A 15,458-nucleotide genomic window follows, 5' to 3' on the forward strand; every position below is an offset into this window, starting at 1 on the left:
CGACAGCCATGGACATGACCGCCCCCGCCCGCATCGACATGGACCGCTTCTGGGCGACGATCGAGCGATCGGCCGAGATCGGGCCCGGCCGCCCCGGCGGCCTCTCGCGTCTCGCGGCGTCCGATTCGGACAGGGAGGTTCGGGACCAGTTCGTCGCCTGGTGTCGCGAGGCCGGGCTTTCCGTGCGCGTCGACGGCATCGGCAACATCTTCGCGCGCCGCGCCGGCACCGATGACAGCCTGCCGCCGGTGGTGATGGGCAGCCATCTCGACACCCAGTTCAATGGCGGCCGCTTCGACGGCATCCTCGGCGTTCTCGGCGGGCTCGAGGTCTGCCGCGCGCTCGACACGATCGGCCATCGCACGCGCCGCTCGATCGAACTGGTCAACTGGACCAATGAGGAGGGCGCGCGCTTCTCTCCGCCCATGGTGGGCTCGGGCACCTTCACGGGCGCCTATACGCTCGACTGGGCCCGCGGCCGCGTCGACGAGGAGGGCCGCACGCTCGGCGACGAACTCGCCCGCATCGGCTATCGCGGCGAGATGGAGGCACGGCCCCATGCTTTTGATGCCTATTATGAACTGCACATCGAGCAGGGGCCGATCCTCGACCGCGAAGGCATGCAGGTCGGGATCGTCACCGGCGGCTTTCCCTCCACCGGCATGCTGATCGAGTTCAAGGGCGAGACCGCCCATACCGGCCCCTGGCCAATGGAGCGGCGCAAGAACGCGCTCATCGCCGGCGCGCGCTTCCTCGTCGCGGTCGACGATCTCGGCTGGGTCCATGCCGGCACCGGTGGCAAGGCCACCGCCGCGCGCCTCGTCGCCTGGCCGAACAAGCCCGGCATCCTCTCCGACTGGGCCCAGGCCGTCGGCGACGTCCGCCACCCCGACCCGACGACCTCGGCCGTCATGGCCGAGGCGATGCGTCGCGCGGCTTACGAATCGGCGGCGAAGGCCGATTGCAGCGTCGAGATCCTCGATGTCTGGCGCTGGGGTGGAAACATCTTCGCGCCCGAGCTCGTCGAGCAGGTCCGCGGCATCGCCAGCGCCCGGGGCTACCGCCACCGCGACATCCTGAGCCAGGCCGGACACGATGCCTACTTCGTCGCCCGTCACGCGCCGACGACGATGATCTTCACGCCCTGCCAGGGCGGCATCACCCACAACAACGGCGAGCTTTGCACGCGCGAGGATCTCGAGCCGGGTCTGGATGTGCTGTTGCGGGCCGTGCTGGCAAGGGCGGATCGTGACGACTGAAGGCTAGCGCCGGCAAAGCACCGCCGCGGCCCATGGGTCAGAGGGGCCCCGAACGCGACCGAACCGCAATAAATTACGCCACCCCCCCGATGACGGCGCGCGTTGCTTGCGCTAGATTGCGATTTCCCGCTCACTCATCCTCGAAGCTCCATGTTCGATCGTCGTAAGCCTCCGTCTGCCCAGCCTTTCGTCACCCACGAAAACATCGAAGCCAAGATCAAATGGTTCGACCCCGAGAAGGGGTTCGGTTTCGCGTCGCCCTCCGATGGTTCGGGCGACGTTTTCCTTCACATTTCTGCGATCGGCCCGCTCGATCAGCAGGACCTGCAGCCGGGCGCCACGATCATTGCCGATCTCGGCGAGGGCCGGCGCGGCCTGCAGGTCGTCGCGGTTCATGAGATCGACGCCTCGACCGCGACGCCGGCTGCGCCACGGGCGCCGCGCGCGCCGCGCGACGATTTCGGTGGCGGCGGCTATGGCGGCGGCGGCGGTTATGCCGACCGTGGCGGCTATGGTGGTGGCGATCGCGGCGGCTATGGCGGCGGCGGGGATCGCGGCGGCTACGGCGGCGGCGGCGGTTATGCTGATCGCGGCGATCGTGGCGGCTTCGGCAACCGCGACAGCGGCCCGATGGAAGGCCCCTTCGATGGCGCCGTGAAGTTCTTCAATGCGGAGCGCGGCTTCGGCTTCATCGCGCCCGACCAGGGCGGCGCCGACGTGTTCCTGCATGTCTCCTCACTCAGCCGCAGCGGCCTGCAGCCGCCGATGGACGGGCAGCGCGTGCGCTTCTCGATCCGCGCCGGCAAGAAGGGCCCGGAAGCAGCGAACGTCAGCTACATCTGACGCCGCAGCCCCGAATGACGATCAGGCCCGCCGGCTCGCGCCGGCGGGTTTTTTCGTGGCCGGCAGGATGGCCGATCCGACCGTGATCTCTCGCCCTGTTCCCGCCGGAACAGCGCACCGATGCGCCCGCCTCTAGGTTCAATTCATCGGCGAACGGATCGCCGCCCCGCCAGAGGATGAGCGTCATGACCCAGAGCTTCACCAAGGTTTGCAGCAAGACCGTCGCCGCCGCCCTGACCGTCGCCCTGATCAGCGGCTCCTTCGTCTCCAGCGCCTCCGCCACCGACCGCGGCTTCGAGGTCAAGCCGGTCAAGCAGCACAGCCGCAAGACGGCCGTCGCCGGGGCCCTGCTCGGCCTCACCGGCGCCCTCATCGGCGCGGCGATCGTCAGCAACCAGGCCCGCGCCGCCGAGCCGCGCCACCGCAGCTTCCATGACCGCGACCAGCGTCACGCGGACTACGGCCACCAGCGCCCGGTGCGCTTCGTCGAGGCCGAGGAAGACTGCTTCGAGAAGCCGATCAAGCGCTTCGACCGCTACTCCGGAGAGACCATCATCGTCGGCTACAAGACCATCTGCCGCTGAGCGCGTGACGCAGCACCAGGCCCCTGGCGAGCACGCCAGGGGCTGACGATGGGCCTTGGCGGGTCGAGGCGCCGTGGTCGACGGGAACGCGGTGGCGAGCCGATTCCCGTCACGAAACCCGGCCTCGGCGGGCAACGCTCGATGCCGCTGAGCTCGAGGCGCAATCCGTAGGGCTGGATGGCCGGTCGCGCGGCGCGGGGCGACGAGGCACTTGCGACGGAGCGGCGGCCGTCAGCCAAGAGTCACACATTCGACTCGTGTCTGGCGCGCCGCAGAGACGGTGGAGGAATATCGCGCACTCGTCGATCCCTCTCAATCGTCCTGAGACATCACCCAAGCATGGTGGCTGCAGAGATTGCCGCACCGTATCGATACAGGAAGCCTCCCGCAGGAAGGCTGTGCTTCAGAGGAGCGCGAGGCAGACGCCGATCAGTGTGCCCAGGTGGACGATGGACCGTTCGGCATTGCTCTCGGTGAGGTAATCCCAGACGCCGGGGGTCCGCCAGACGGTCTCGTAGTCGGCCAGCCATTGTTGGCCCGGGGAGCGAGGGCGCATCTCGATGTGGTAGCCGAGTTGCAGTGTCATGCGGCCGGGGGGTGAGAATTTCGCATGGAGCCGGAGCTGCCCGGCGGGAACCAACGCATCATAGACCATGCTCTGCTTGTCGATCGCCTGAGCCGTCGCTCCGAAGCGATCGGACATCATGCGACCAATGAGCTTGCGCAGACGAGCGGGCGCAACCGGCACCGCCTCGTCCAGCGATGCGGCATGAGCGGAAGAAGGCCTGCGAGACTCAGGCTCGTCCGACAGCGTCAGGGTCTTTCCGATCGCCTCAAGGCCACCGGCACCGGCTTCCGCCAGAAGTTTTGCCATCAGCTTCACCGGAACCTGGCGAATGTCGAGTGCCGTGGCCTGAGGCGGATGAAGGCCGCTGCTTCCTCCAAAAAACCGAACGAGGAGGGGAAAGGCGCGCACCATCTCCTGAAAGTCCGTGTGCGGCGACCACGGCCTCGATGCCTGTTCGTCCTCCAGGCAGGAGAGCTGGTTGGCAAAGTCCTCGCGTTCGGCAGGCGCGAGTGTGTCGAGAAAGGTGATGCGCGCAATGGCGGCTGTGTTGGGGCAGGCGCGCAGCAGCGGAAAGCCATGGGCGGCTTGTTCCTGTCGGTGCTGCCGGAGTTTCGCCGGGTCGAAGAAAGGGGTCATGCCGCCATTCCTGCGATGTTTGCCTCAACAGGCAAACGGGGAAAAGACTGATACTTCGTCCCACATATCCCAGATAGGTTGCCCCCTGATTGACGGCACAATTGCTCGGCCTTGGTCCCGTCGGAAGGTGGGATCGTGTCGCGACAACGGTCGAAGCGACAGGCTCGTCGGCTTTCGGGGGTAATGGGTTGCGGGGTGACGGCCAGGGAGAGACGTCACGGGGGAACGTCGCGGGTCGGGATCAGGGGAGCCGGGCATTCGATGGATCGACGCCATGGCCTGAGGTCAAGGCGCGGAGCACGGGTGTCAGCCGCCAGGTGGCGCCGCCCTGTTCCCGCCGGAACAGCGCACCGATGTGCCCGCCTCTAGGGTGAATTCATCGGCGAACGGATCGCCGCCCCGCCAGAGGATGAGCGTCATGACCCAGAGCTTCACCAAGGTTTGCACCAAGACCGTCGCCGCCGCCCTGACCGTCGCCCTGATCAGCGGCTCCTTCGTCTCCAGCGCCTCCGCCACCGACCGTGGGTTCAACGTCAAGCCGGTCAAGCAGCACAGCCGCAAGACGGCCGTCGCCGGGGCTCTGCTCGGCCTCACCGGCGCCCTCATCGGCGCGGCGATCGTCAGCAACCAGGCCCGCGCCGCCGAACCCCGCTACCGCAGCTACGAGGATCGCGACCTGCGTGAAGCCGGCTACGGCCGCCAGCGCCCGGTGCGCTTCGTCGAGGCCGAGGAAGACTGCTTCGAGAAGCCGATCAAGCGCGTCGACCGCTACTCCGGCGAGACCATCACCGTCGGCTACAAGACCATCTGCCGCTGAGCGGCAGCCTGTGACGCTCGCCAGCTCTCTTCAGCTCCCCAAGCCTCCCCGGAGCTCCGGCTCCGGGGAGGCTTGGTCCTTTGCGGTCAGCCGCCTGCGGCAGACTGGACCATCGGACCCCGGCCCGGTGATCCCGCCTCACACCCGCTCCAGAGCCCGGTGCGGCAAGGCCGGCAGGGTGACCTCGATCGCATTCCCCGGAGCCACCACCCCACCCTCCAGCACGATGCCCATGATCCCGGCCTTGCGCACGATCTTGCCCTCCGCGTCGCGCCCGAGCACCGCGGCGAGCAGCCCCGGCCGGAACGCCTCGATCTGGGCGCAGGGGTTGCGCAGGCCGGTGATCTCGACAAGCGCCTCCGGCCCCAGCCGCAGCCTGGTGCCGACCGGCAGGCCCAGCAGGTCGAGCCCGCGCGTCAGCACGTTCTCGCCCATCTGGCCGGGCGCAACATCGAAGCCGGCGGCGTTCAGCTCGTCGAACAGCTCGGCATGGATGAGATGGACCTGCCGCAGATTGGGCTGCGTCGGATCGACCGCGACGCGCGAGCGGTGCTTCACCGTCTCGCCGCAATGGGCGTCGCCCTCGATGCCGAGCCCGGCCAGCAGGCGGATCGAGCCCTGTACCGGCTTGCTGAAGCGATGCCCCATCGCCGCGCTCACCGAGATCACTGTCGCGGTCATCCGCCCTCCTCTCCAGCTTCACCGAACCGTCATTACGAGCGCAGCGAAGCAATCCAGATCGTCGAGCGCGACGTCCCTCTGGATGGCTTCGCTGCGCGCGCAATGACGGCGTGGCGGCGTGGTCTAAGACAAAGCCGGCCCCGCATCGCGGAGCCGGCTTCGCTGATCCTGCCTTGAACGGCGCCGGACTCAGTGGCCTTCGTCGAGACCGCCCATATGCTTCTGGGTGTAGAGCTCGATGCCGATGCGGCCGATGAGGTCGAGTTGCGTCTCGAGGAAGTCGATATGGCCTTCCTCGTCCTTCATCAGGGCCTTGAACAGCTCCTCGGAAGGGTAGTCGTGAACCTCGCGGCAATAGGTCGCCGCCTCCTGGTAGAGCGCGCGCGCCTCGATCTCGGCCTTCAGATCGGCCTCGATCACTTCCTTGACGTTCTCGCCGATCCGCAGCGGATCGAGCGTCTGCATGTTCGGGAAGCCCTCGAGGAAGAGGATCCGGTCGACGAAGCGGTCGGCATGGACCATCTCCTCGATCGATTCCTTCTTCCAGGTCTTGGCCATCTCCTTCAGACCCCAGTTGTCCAGGATCCGGTAGTGCAGCCAGTACTGGTTGATCGCCGTCAGCTCGGAGCGAAGCCCCTTGTTGAGATAGTCGATGACCTTCTTGTCACCCTTCATGGCGCCAGCGCTCCGCAGTTACATTAGAATGATCCTAATGTAGGGCAGGCATCCGCGAAAGAAAAGGGGAAAAGCGCAGCCAAGGCCGGCGCGCCGGCTCAGGCGGCGAGGTCGTTCTCGGCCGCGAGGCCGTCCATCATCTGCCCGACGGCGATATGGACCGAGCATTCGATCTCGCGTGCGGCGCAGGAGCCGCACTGCGTCATGCAGGCGGCGCGCGCCTCGGCGAGGATGGCGCGCACCTCGCGGGCGCAGCGGCCGCAGTCAGGGCTGCAGCCCAGGCAGTCATAGGCCTCTCCCGCCGTCCGCGGGCCCGTGCCGTCAGGGGCGATCGTGCCCTTGATCTGCCGGCAGGACAGGACGTTGCAGGAGCAGACGATCATCAGTGGCCGCCCGCCGCCAGGCGGCTCTCGAGGCTGCGATGCTCGGTCGTCCGGGTCTCGATCTCCTGCCCGTCGGCGCGGCGCAGGCGCACGATCACCTCGACCGAGGAGATCATCATGCCCTCGGGCGCCTCCGGCAGGCCGGCGACCTGGATCGTCGAGCCGGGGATGTCGACGACCGTCTCGTCGTCCTCATTATAGAAGTGGTGATGCTCGGAGACGTTGGTGTCGAAGAAGGTCTTCGGGCCGGAGACCGAGACCTGGCGCAGCAGCCCGGCCTCGGAGAACTGGCGCAGCGTGTTGTAGACGGTGGCGAGCGAGAGCGGCTCGCGGGCGCGCAGCGCCTCCTCATAGAGCATCTCGGCGCTGACATGGCGGTCGCCCTTGGCGAACAGCAGCCAGCCCAGCGCCATGCGCTGGCGCGTCGGCCGCAGGCCGGCGGTCCGCAGCCGCGCCTTCACGGCGCTGATCGGGCAGGAGGCCGGGCTTTTCTGCGGCCAGGGAATCTGGTCGGCCGCGGCCCGCTGCGGGGTCTGTTCCTTCGGGGACGAAAAACTCATCGGAGACGCCTTCCACATCGCCGGCTTTGCGGCGCGTAGTTTAGAAAACATCTAAACTACTGATATTGCTATTATATTTGTCGAAGTCGCGCCCGCTTGTCAATCGCGCGGGCTGCGGCATCCCGTCATCGCGGGGCCGCCGGGGCCCATCCCGACCGCCGCCTGAGCCTCAATGGCCGCCGCCCGCGCCCGGTGCCGCGGCCGGAGGTTTGCGCATGAACAGCGCCAGCGCGACGAGCGCCACGAAGATGCAGGTCAGCCCGAGAAAGACGTCGCCGAAGGCCATGATCAGCGCCTGCTTGTGGGCGCGCTGGTTGATCAGCGCGAGCGCCATCTGCTCGGCCGCGTCGCCATAATCGAGGAAGCGCTGCATCGTCTGGGCGATCGCTTCCTCCGCCACCTGCCGGCCCGCCGCGACGCGCTCGTGTAGCCGGGCGATGTGCAGGTCGGTGCGCGTGTTGAGCAGCGTGTTGATCAGCGCGAGCCCGACCGCGCCGCCGAGATTGCGGGTGAGGTTGTAGAGGCCCGACGCGTTCTTGAGCTGCGCCGGCGGCAGCGTGCCGAGCGCGAGGTTGTTGATCGGCACCATGCACAGCATCAGCGAGACGCCCCGCAGGATCTGCGGCGCGAGCAATTCGTAAAAATCCCAATCCGCGGTGATGCCGCTGGCGATCCAGGTGCCGAGCCCGAAACCGCCGAAGCCGATCATCATCTGCACGCGCGGGTCGATCTTCGTCGAGAGCTTGCCGGCGATCGGCGCCGTCAGGAACATGCACAGCCCGGTGACGAACATCGTCTGGCCGATCTGCAGCGAATCATAGCCGCGGATGCGCCCGAGATAGACCGGGTAGAGATAGGTCAGCCCGTAGAGGCCGATGCCCATGCAGAAGGAAAACAGCGAGCCGAAGGCAAAGTTGCGGTTGGTGAAGGCGTAGAGATCGACCAGCGGGTCGTCCCGCGTCAGCGCGCGCCAGAAGAACAGCACCGCGCCGAAGACCATGACGACCGAGAAGAAGACGATCTCGTGGCTCTCGAACCAGTCCAGTCGCGTGCCTTCTTCAAGCACATATTCGAGGCTGCCGAGGAAGCCCGCCATGCCGAGCAGGCCGAGCCAGTCGAAGCGCTTCAGGAGCCCCTTCTGCGGCTTGTCGAAGTCGATCAGCGTCCAGGCGGCGATCGTGACGCAGATCCCCGGCACGACATTGACCAGGAAGAGCCAGTGCCAGGAGAAGGCGCTGCTGAGATAGCCGCCGACGGTGGGGCCGATCGTCGGCGCGAGCGTCGCGACCAGCCCGATGATCGGCGAGACCACGGGACGCTTGGAGGGCGGGAAGATCGTGAAGGCGGCGGCGAAGACGCCGGGAATCATGCCGCCGCCGATGAAGCCCTGCACGGCGCGCCACAGGATCATCTCGTTGATCGAGGACGACATCGCACAGAGCACGCTGGCGATGGTGAAGCCGGCGGCGGCGATGGTGAAGAAGACGCGGGTCGACAGCGCCCGGCTGAGATAGCCCGAGAGCGGGATCATGATCACTTCCGCGATCAGATAGGCCGTCTGGACCCAGGCGATCTCGTCCGACGAGGCCGACAGCCCCGCCTGGATTTCCGCCAGCGAGGCGGAAACGATCTGGATGTCCAGGATCGCCATGAACATGCCGAAGACCATCGCCACGAAGGCGAAGATCCGGCGCATCGGAATGGCGTCGGCGGCCGGCGGGCTGCCTGCCGGGCTGCTCAGGGTCGCGGTGGCCATGGCGGCCTCCTCTTACGAGCCCTCATCCTGAGGAGGCCCGCCAGGGCCGTCTCGAAGGATGATCCAGTGTGCTCCGAGGCCTCCTGGACCATCCTTCGAGACGCCGCCTGTGGCGGCTCCTCAGGATGAGGGCTGAGAAAACACCCAGATGGTCAGCGCCCGCCGACAGGCCGCGGATCGATCTTCACCACCACCGACATGCCCGGCCGCAGCACATGGCGCGCCGTGGCCTCGGGCGCGAGCGCGATGCGGACCGGCACGCGCTGGACGATCTTGGTGAAGTTGCCGGTCGCATTGTCGGGCGGCAGCAGGGTGAAGACCGAGCCGGTGCCGCCGCTGATGCCGCTGACACGCCCCTCGAAGACCTGGCCCGGCAGCGCATCGACGGTGATCGTCGCCCGGTCGCCGATCTTCAGCGGCCCGACCTGCGTCTCCTTGAAGTTCGCATCGACATAGACCTGGTCCAGCGGCACGATCGACATCAGGCGCTTGCCGGCGCTGACGAGGTCGCCGAGCTGCACATTGGTGTTGGCGACGAGGCCCGAGATCGGTGCTGCGACGCGGGTGAAGCCGAGGTCGCGCTCCGCCTTCTGCTCGGCGATCTTCAGTTCGTCCGCCTGGCGCGCCGCCTCGACCCGCTGCGCCTTCAACACCTCGACATTCGCCTGCGCGGCGGCGACGCCGGCCACGGCGCTGCCGAGCGACGCCTTCGCCTGGTCGCGGGCGGCGACCGCGGCGTCCAGCGTGGCCTGGGATCCGTAGGACTTGGCGGCGAGGCTGTTGGCGCGCTCGAAATCGGCGATCGTGCGGGTGACGCCGGCCTGGGCGGAGGTCTCCTGCGCCTGGGCCTGCTGCAGGCTGGCGCGGCCGGCCTCGATCTGGCTGTCGATGCGCGCGAGCGTCGCCATCGCGGTGGCGGTCTTGGCGCGGGCGCTGTCGAGCGCGATCCGCCAGTCGCCATCGTCGAGCGCGACCAGCGGCTGCCCGGCCGTGACCTCCTGGTTCTGCCTGACGCTGACGCTCGTGACATTGGCCGAGAGCTTGGCGGAAATCGTCGCCATCTCGGCCCCGACATAGGCATCGTCGGTCGAGACGATGAAGCGGCCGTTGAACCACCAGTCGGCCCCGAACCAGAGCCCGGCCCCGACCGCGGCCGTACCGACGAGCGCAAAACCGGCACGGCGGACCATCCGGCTCCGAGCCGAAGGCTTCGCCGCCGCGGCGGCGCCTGCCTCCGGAGCCGGCGCGGTCTCGCCCGCCCGTCGGGCCTCGGCGGACTGAGGGGCGGCAGAGGGCGTGCCCTGGGGAGCGGGTCCGACGAGCTTGAGGCGGTCGCGCCGGACCTCGTCGCGCGGCTCGGGCAGGATTTCGGCAGCCATGAGATCATCCTGACACTTACAATTCGAACCAAACGGTTCGATCGCTATTGAACTAGCGCGCGCCACGCGTCATATCAAGAGCGAATCGAACCGATCGGTTCGATGATTTTGCAGGTGCGCCCTGCGCCTGACGGATGGACGAGATGAACGAAACGGCCGACCAGCGGCCCAGAACGGCAGCCCGCAACCGGCGGATCGCCGGCATGGACCCACAGAAGCGCCGCCAGATCCTCGATGGCGCGCAGGCGATCTTCCATGCCCAGGGCTTCGACGCCGCGAGCATGAACGAGATCGCCGCGGCCGCCGGCGTCTCGAAAGGCACGCTCTATGTCTACTTCGAGGACAAGGAGCACCTCTTCATCGCGCTGATCGAGCGCGAACGGGAGAAGCACCGCCAGCACATGTACGATGCCCTCGCCGAGCATCCAGACCTCGCCCATGCGCTCACCGGCTTCGGCATCAATCTGGTCCGCCTGGTGACGGACCCATTCGCGCTCAGCGCGCACCGGATCGTGCTCGGCGTCGCCGAGCGCATGCCGGAACTCGGCCGCGAGTTCTACGAGCGCGGCCCGCTGCTCGGCGGACAGCGCCTCGCCGCCTTTCTCGAGCGCCGGGTCGCCGCGGGCGAACTCGCGATCGCCGATCCCGTGCTGGCCGCCGCCCAGTTCGCCGACCTCTGCCAGTCGACGCTGCTGCGCCCGCGCCTGTTCAATGCCGAACGCCGGCCGCCGACGGAAGCGGAGATCGCCCATGTCGTCGACGCGGCGGTGACCATGTTCCTGGCGCGGTACGCCGCACGCGCGGGCTGAGCCGGGTCAGCCCGCCTCACGCGCCTTGATGCGCTCGCGATGTGCCGTGTAGAGGCCCGAGCCCGCGATGATGACCGCGCCGACCAGCGTCCAGAGGTCGGGCAGCACGCTGAAGATGAAGAGGCCGAACAGCGAGGCCCAGAGCAGCTGGATGTAGGAGAAGGGCGCCAGCAGCGAGGCGTCGCCATGGCGATAGGCCAGCACGATCAGCCAGTGGCCCATCGTCGAGGACACGCCGATGAAGACGCCCATGGCGACGATCGTCGGCGTCACCGGGCTCCAGACAAAGGGCACGGCGAGGCTGAGCAGGCCCAGGCCGACCAGCGCCGAATAGGCCAGCGTCGTCAGCGGGCTCTCGGTGCGGCTCATCATCCGCGTCATGATCATCGCGAAGGCCCAGGACAGGGCCGAGGCCACGGCCAGCAGCGAGGCGATCTGGAAGCCGGCGCCGCCCGGCCGCACCACGATCAGCACGCCGGCAAAGCCGACCAGCGTCGCGGTCCAGCGCCGCCAGCCGATCGTCTCGCGCAGGATCGGGATCGACAGTGCCGTGACGAAGAGTGGCGCGACGAAGCCGGTCGCTGTCGCGTCCGCCAGCGGCATGTAGCGCAGCGCCATCACGAAGAGCACGGATGAGGCCAGGAGCCCGATCCCGCGCAGGACCTGCAGCACCGGGCGCTGCGTCGACAGGCGGGCGAGGCCGCCGCGCCGCCAGACGATGCCGAGCATGATCAGGGTGAAGGTGCAGTAGCGCAGCCAGCTGACCTGCAGCGGCGAGATCTGCTGCGTCAGCAGCTTGGAGACCATGTCCGCCGAGGTTAGGAAGATGCTCGCCAGCAGCACGAAGGCGATCCCGCGCAGGGGCGCGTCGCGCCGCGGCGGAGTGGCGATGGCGGTCGGGATCGGCGGTGGCGGTTCGGTCTGGGGAGCGTTGGGCACGGGGCGATCGCGGCGGCGGGAGCCGCGATCTTAGAGAGCTTTGCCGGCGATGGGTTGCGCAAAGAACGAACGGCCCGCATGCGGCCGCCACCCGCACGGGAGGGCCAGAGGCCGTGACGGCGCGCCCCAACGCAAAGAGGCGGGCCGAAGCCCGCCTCGTCGCCCCCGGATCGGGATGATCGATCAGGCCGCCTTCTGCCGCGGCTGGATCAGCTTGCGGTTGATCAGCACCTCGGCGATCTGCACCGCGTTCAGCGCCGCGCCCTTGCGCAGATTGTCGGAGACGCACCAGAAGGCCAGGCCGTTCTCGACCGTCGCATCCTCGCGGATGCGGGAGATGTAGGTCGCGTCCTCGCCGGCCGCCTCATGCGGGGTGATGTAGCCACCGGGCTCGTGCTTGTCGATCACGAGGATGCCCGGCGCCGCGCGCAGCACCTCGCGCGCCTCGTCGGCCGTCACCGGCCTCTCGCACTCGATGTTGACGCTCTCGGAATGGCCGATGAAGACCGGCACGCGCACGCAGGTCGCGGTCAGCTTGATCTTGGGGTCGAGGATCTTCTTGGTCTCGACCATCATCTTCCACTCTTCCTTGGTGAAGCCGTCCTCCATGAAGACGTCGATCTGCGGGATGAGGTTGAAGGAAATGCGGGCCGGGAACTTCTTGGTCACGACCTCGCCGGCCGAGAACACGGCGCGCGTCTGGTTGAAGAGCTCGTCCATGCCCTCCTTGCCCGCGCCGGAGACCGACTGGTAGGTCGAGACGACGACCCGCTTGATGCCGTACTTGTCGTGCAGCGGCTTCAGCGCCACGACGAGCTGCGCGGTCGAGCAGTTCGGATTGGCGATGATGTTCATCTTGGTGAAGCCGGCGACGGCGGCGGCGTTCACCTCCGGCACGATCAGCGGCACGTCGGGATGCATGCGCCAGGCCGAGGAGTTGTCGATCACGACGCAGCCCTGCTGACCGATCTTGGGCGACCACGCCTTCGAGATCTCGCCGCCGGCCGACATCAGGCAGATATCCGTGTCGGAGAAGTCGTAATGCTCGAGCGACTTGCACTTCAGCGTCCTGTCGCCGAACGAGACTTCCGTCCCGATCGAGCGCGACGAGGCCAGCGCCACGACCTCGCTGACGGGAAAGGCTCGCTCGGCCAGGATGTCCAGCATCTCGCGGCCCACATTCCCCGTGGCGCCGACGATCGCGACCTTGAAGCTCATGATGATGTTCCTTTCGGATGAACCAGGTTTGGTCTCCCCCTCGGCACCGTCCACCCCTGGAGCGGGGCGGGTCCGGCGTCATGCCCCCCGCCGGGGGGAGAGGGACCCGGAGCCGAGGCGAGCGTCAGCGCGGCGTGCCGGTGGTCCCGGTCGCCGGTTTGGTCGTGCGTTTCGTCGTGAGACGGACAGTCACAGGGCCAATTCCGAAAGGCTGACAGCATCGCAGCTCCCTCCGAGGCGTTTCGCCCCGCAGGAACCTGCCCTGTGAGAACACCGTGAAGCGCCAAAAGTCAATCTGGGCCGCATCCGGCGCATCGCGTTAACCCTCCGCGTTGACCGACGATTCACGCTGCCTGGCGAATCCGCAGGCGCGGTAACGCCCTGCTGACCGCCGCTCCGCCAGGGTCGCTGCGGGTGAGGCATCCGTGCCGCTGCGAGGCGACAGGGACAGGCGGGTTCTGAAGTGGTGTCGGGTCAATTGCTGTCCTCCTTGCGCGATCCGGCGGGTCTGCTGCGACGGCTGCGTGCGGCCGGCAGCGCAGGGCCGGTGCGAGCCGCCTGGCCGGCGCTGCGCGCGCGGCTGGCCGGGCTCGACCCCGCCCGAGCCCTGATCCGCTTTGCCGACGGGGTCGAGGTCGCGTTCGCGGCCCTGTTCCGACCCATCGCCATCCTGCGGCGCGTGCTGCGCCTGCCCGCCGTCCGCCTCACCACCGGCCTCGCCTGGCGCGGGCTCGCGGCCGCGGCCGGCATCGGCCTCGCCGCGACCCTGGTCACGGGCCTGTCCTCCCAGAGCGAGGCGACGATCACGCCGCCCGCCGAACCGCAGCCGAGGCCGATCCGCGATGTCGCCCAGACGGCTCGCACGACACCGGCCGGCCGCGACAGCTGGATCGAGATCAGCAAGCCGATCGCGATGTTCAGCCTCGAATCCCCCGATCTCGACCGTGCCACCATGGCCCTCGAGGCGCGCCGGAGCCCGGACGGGTCGCGGCGCGAGGAACTGCTGACCTTCGGTGCGCTCACCGATCCCAAGGCCCATCTGGCGCTGCGGCTGACCGTCGAGGCGGCGCAGGACGACCTGTCCCAGCCCTTCATCGTCGCGCTCGTTCGCGCCGCCGCCGCACGGGCCATGTCGGTGCAGCGCAGCGGCCTGCCTGCCGCGATCCAGACCCGCTTCGGCCCGGTCGAGGCCGCCGACGCGACCCTGAGCGACGGCCATGCCAGCCGCGCCTGCATCGCCTTCCGGATGGAATCGGGCGCGCTGCCGCTGGCGATGAGTGGCTGGTGGTGCGGCGCAGAGGGCAAACCGGCCGACCGCCGCCAGCTCGTCTGCCTGATCGACCGCATCGACCTGCTCAATGCCGGCGAGGACCGCGCCCTGCGCACCGCCTTCGCGCGGACGGAACTGAGCCGCCAGCCGGGCTGCGTGACCCCGCGCCTCTCCGCCACCGGCCGCAAGGTCTCCTGGCTCGACGCGGACGGACCGACACCCGCACTGCGGACGAAGACCGCGACGGCCGCGGTCGGCGGATCCCGCAAACCCGAGAAGCGCTGACCATGCCGGCTGATGCTCCACGCGCCATGGCCGTGATCGGCGCCACGGGAACGGCGGCGCTGGGCGTCGCGCGCTTCCTCTTCCTCGCCCTCGGCGCGGCCGTCTTCCTGCTGATCCTGCTGGTCGCCTGGTGGGTCTATGGCAAGCTGCCGACCATCGGCCGGGGACAGCCGGCCTTTTCCTGGGCGATCGAGCCGGCGGACATGCGGGGCGCGCCGCTCGTCGCCACCCACCCGACGCGGGGCCGCGAGGAGGGCTGGCAGTTCGGCGGGCCCGGCACGAACGAGACCTTCGCCGCGCTGGTGCTGGCGGAGCCCGACGAGGCCGGGCGCCCCTTCACCCTCACCACGCCGCAGTTCTGGCAGTTCGAGCCGCTGCGCGTGCTGCGCCCGCGGGTCGGCGGGCCGCACTACACCATGACGACGCGCTGGGGCACCTTCGCCGGCCGCGATCTCATCTATGAAGAACTCGACGGGCGCGTGCGGACCTGCATCGTCTTCCGCAACGCCTTCGAGACGTCCGCCTTCGCGCTCGGCGGCTATTACTGCGCCGCCGGCCAGCAGGCCGCCAATGCAGCCTCCGTCGCCTGCCTGGTCGACCGGATGAAGCTCGAACCGCGGCGTGAATCGGCGGCCCTGGCCTATCTCGGCAGTCGGGCCGGGCAGCCCGCCCAGTGCCAGAACACCACCTTCTACCCGCCCGGAACGCGCCAGGTGGTGAGGGACCGCAAGGGCGGCGTGATCGGCATGGCCGGAGGCTCCCGCGACACATTTCCGCTGTGGCCGCGCTGACAAAA

The 15,458-nt window shown here is 68.5% G+C and carries 17 protein-coding genes; 7 read left to right on the top strand and 10 right to left on the bottom strand.

From position 1 onward, the window contains the following. Window positions 1–8 precede the first annotated feature (8 nt). Together BSY19_RS25070 and BSY19_RS28570 are read left to right on the top strand one after the other, a co-directional pair. Window positions 9–1,259 carry a Zn-dependent hydrolase gene (locus BSY19_RS25070; protein ID WP_069056539.1) on the top strand — a complete coding sequence of 417 codons (1,251 nt, stop codon included), beginning with the start codon at window positions 9–11 and terminating at the stop codon, window positions 1,257–1,259. A gap of 150 nt (window positions 1,260–1,409) precedes the next feature. Continuing rightward, a complete protein-coding gene (locus tag BSY19_RS28570) occupies window positions 1,410–2,102 on the top strand; it encodes a cold-shock protein (RefSeq protein WP_069056540.1) in 693 nt (230 codons plus the stop codon). On the opposite strand, the gene BSY19_RS27740 is transcribed toward BSY19_RS28570, so the two are convergent. Continuing rightward, the gene (locus BSY19_RS27740; RefSeq protein WP_150129726.1) at window positions 2,089–2,289 is read right to left on the bottom strand and encodes a hypothetical protein; all 201 of its coding nucleotides are present in this window, start codon (window positions 2,287–2,289) and stop codon (window positions 2,089–2,091) included. The two genes, BSY19_RS28570 and BSY19_RS27740, sit on opposite strands and share 14 nt — an antisense overlap. Between BSY19_RS27740 and BSY19_RS25080 the strand changes: the two genes are divergently transcribed. Then, on the top strand, window positions 2,288–2,686 hold the full coding sequence (locus BSY19_RS25080; RefSeq protein WP_069056541.1) for a hypothetical protein: 399 nt from the start codon (window positions 2,288–2,290) through the stop codon (window positions 2,684–2,686). The two genes, BSY19_RS27740 and BSY19_RS25080, sit on opposite strands and share 2 nt — an antisense overlap. 403 nt (window positions 2,687–3,089) lie before the next feature. On the opposite strand, the gene BSY19_RS25085 is transcribed toward BSY19_RS25080, so the two are convergent. After that, the gene (locus BSY19_RS25085; RefSeq protein ID WP_069056542.1) at window positions 3,090–3,890 is read right to left on the bottom strand and encodes a hypothetical protein; all 801 of its coding nucleotides are present in this window, start codon (window positions 3,888–3,890) and stop codon (window positions 3,090–3,092) included. Between the two features lie 418 nt (window positions 3,891–4,308). On the opposite strand from BSY19_RS25085, the gene BSY19_RS25090 reads away from it, so the two are divergent. Further along, window positions 4,309–4,707, top strand: coding sequence for a hypothetical protein (locus tag BSY19_RS25090; protein WP_069056543.1), 399 nt, complete (start codon window positions 4,309–4,311; stop codon window positions 4,705–4,707). Between the two features lie 138 nt (window positions 4,708–4,845). On the opposite strand, the gene BSY19_RS25095 is transcribed toward BSY19_RS25090, so the two are convergent. The 6 genes from BSY19_RS25095 to BSY19_RS25120 form a co-directional block, all read right to left on the bottom strand. Beyond that, on the bottom strand, window positions 4,846–5,388 hold the full coding sequence (locus BSY19_RS25095) for an MOSC domain-containing protein (protein WP_150129727.1): 543 nt from the start codon (window positions 5,386–5,388) through the stop codon (window positions 4,846–4,848). 189 nt (window positions 5,389–5,577) lie between these two features. Continuing rightward, entirely contained in the window at window positions 5,578–6,063 is a 486-nt protein-coding gene (gene bfr / locus BSY19_RS25100; RefSeq protein WP_069056544.1) for a bacterioferritin, read from the bottom strand. Window positions 6,064–6,161: 98 nt separating this feature from the next. Continuing rightward, window positions 6,162–6,446 carry a (2Fe-2S)-binding protein gene (locus BSY19_RS25105; RefSeq protein ID WP_069056545.1) on the bottom strand — a complete coding sequence of 95 codons (285 nt, stop codon included), beginning with the start codon at window positions 6,444–6,446 and terminating at the stop codon, window positions 6,162–6,164. Then, window positions 6,446–7,006, bottom strand: coding sequence for an iron response transcriptional regulator IrrA (gene irrA / locus BSY19_RS25110; RefSeq protein WP_069056546.1), 561 nt, complete (start codon window positions 7,004–7,006; stop codon window positions 6,446–6,448). The genes BSY19_RS25105 and irrA overlap by 1 nt, the downstream gene beginning before the upstream one ends. 169 nt (window positions 7,007–7,175) lie before the next feature. Further along, window positions 7,176–8,762, bottom strand: coding sequence for a DHA2 family efflux MFS transporter permease subunit (locus tag BSY19_RS25115; protein WP_069056547.1), 1,587 nt, complete (start codon window positions 8,760–8,762; stop codon window positions 7,176–7,178). A gap of 152 nt (window positions 8,763–8,914) precedes the next feature. Further along, window positions 8,915–10,141, bottom strand: a complete 1,227-nt coding sequence (locus tag BSY19_RS25120) for an HlyD family secretion protein (protein ID WP_083247825.1) — start codon at window positions 10,139–10,141, stop codon at window positions 8,915–8,917. A 143-nt stretch (window positions 10,142–10,284) separates the two neighbouring features. Between BSY19_RS25120 and BSY19_RS25125 the strand changes: the two genes are divergently transcribed. Continuing rightward, on the top strand, window positions 10,285–10,950 hold the full coding sequence (locus tag BSY19_RS25125) for a TetR/AcrR family transcriptional regulator (protein ID WP_069057385.1): 666 nt from the start codon (window positions 10,285–10,287) through the stop codon (window positions 10,948–10,950). 6 nt (window positions 10,951–10,956) lie between these two features. Here the strand turns inward: BSY19_RS25125 and BSY19_RS25130 are convergent, their stop codons facing one another. Both BSY19_RS25130 and BSY19_RS25135 read right to left on the bottom strand, forming a co-directional pair. Beyond that, window positions 10,957–11,889 (bottom strand): DMT family transporter, encoded by a 933-nt coding sequence (locus tag BSY19_RS25130; protein WP_236840448.1) that lies wholly within the window; start codon window positions 11,887–11,889, stop codon window positions 10,957–10,959. Window positions 11,890–12,072: 183 nt separating this feature from the next. Next, complete coding sequence (locus tag BSY19_RS25135; protein WP_069056548.1) at window positions 12,073–13,107, bottom strand: aspartate-semialdehyde dehydrogenase; 1,035 nt, start codon at window positions 13,105–13,107, stop codon at window positions 12,073–12,075. A gap of 466 nt (window positions 13,108–13,573) precedes the next feature. Here BSY19_RS25135 and BSY19_RS25140 point away from each other — a divergent pair, with 466 nt between their 5' ends. Both BSY19_RS25140 and BSY19_RS25145 read left to right on the top strand, forming a co-directional pair. After that, on the top strand, window positions 13,574–14,662 hold the full coding sequence (locus BSY19_RS25140; RefSeq protein ID WP_150129728.1) for a hypothetical protein: 1,089 nt from the start codon (window positions 13,574–13,576) through the stop codon (window positions 14,660–14,662). Between the two features lie 2 nt (window positions 14,663–14,664). Continuing rightward, a complete protein-coding gene (locus tag BSY19_RS25145; protein WP_150129729.1) occupies window positions 14,665–15,453 on the top strand; it encodes a hypothetical protein in 789 nt (262 codons plus the stop codon). Window positions 15,454–15,458 lie beyond the last annotated feature (5 nt).

It is taken from the genome of Bosea sp. RAC05, assembly GCF_001713455.1.
Classification (GTDB): Bacteria; Pseudomonadota; Alphaproteobacteria; order Rhizobiales; family Beijerinckiaceae; genus Allobosea.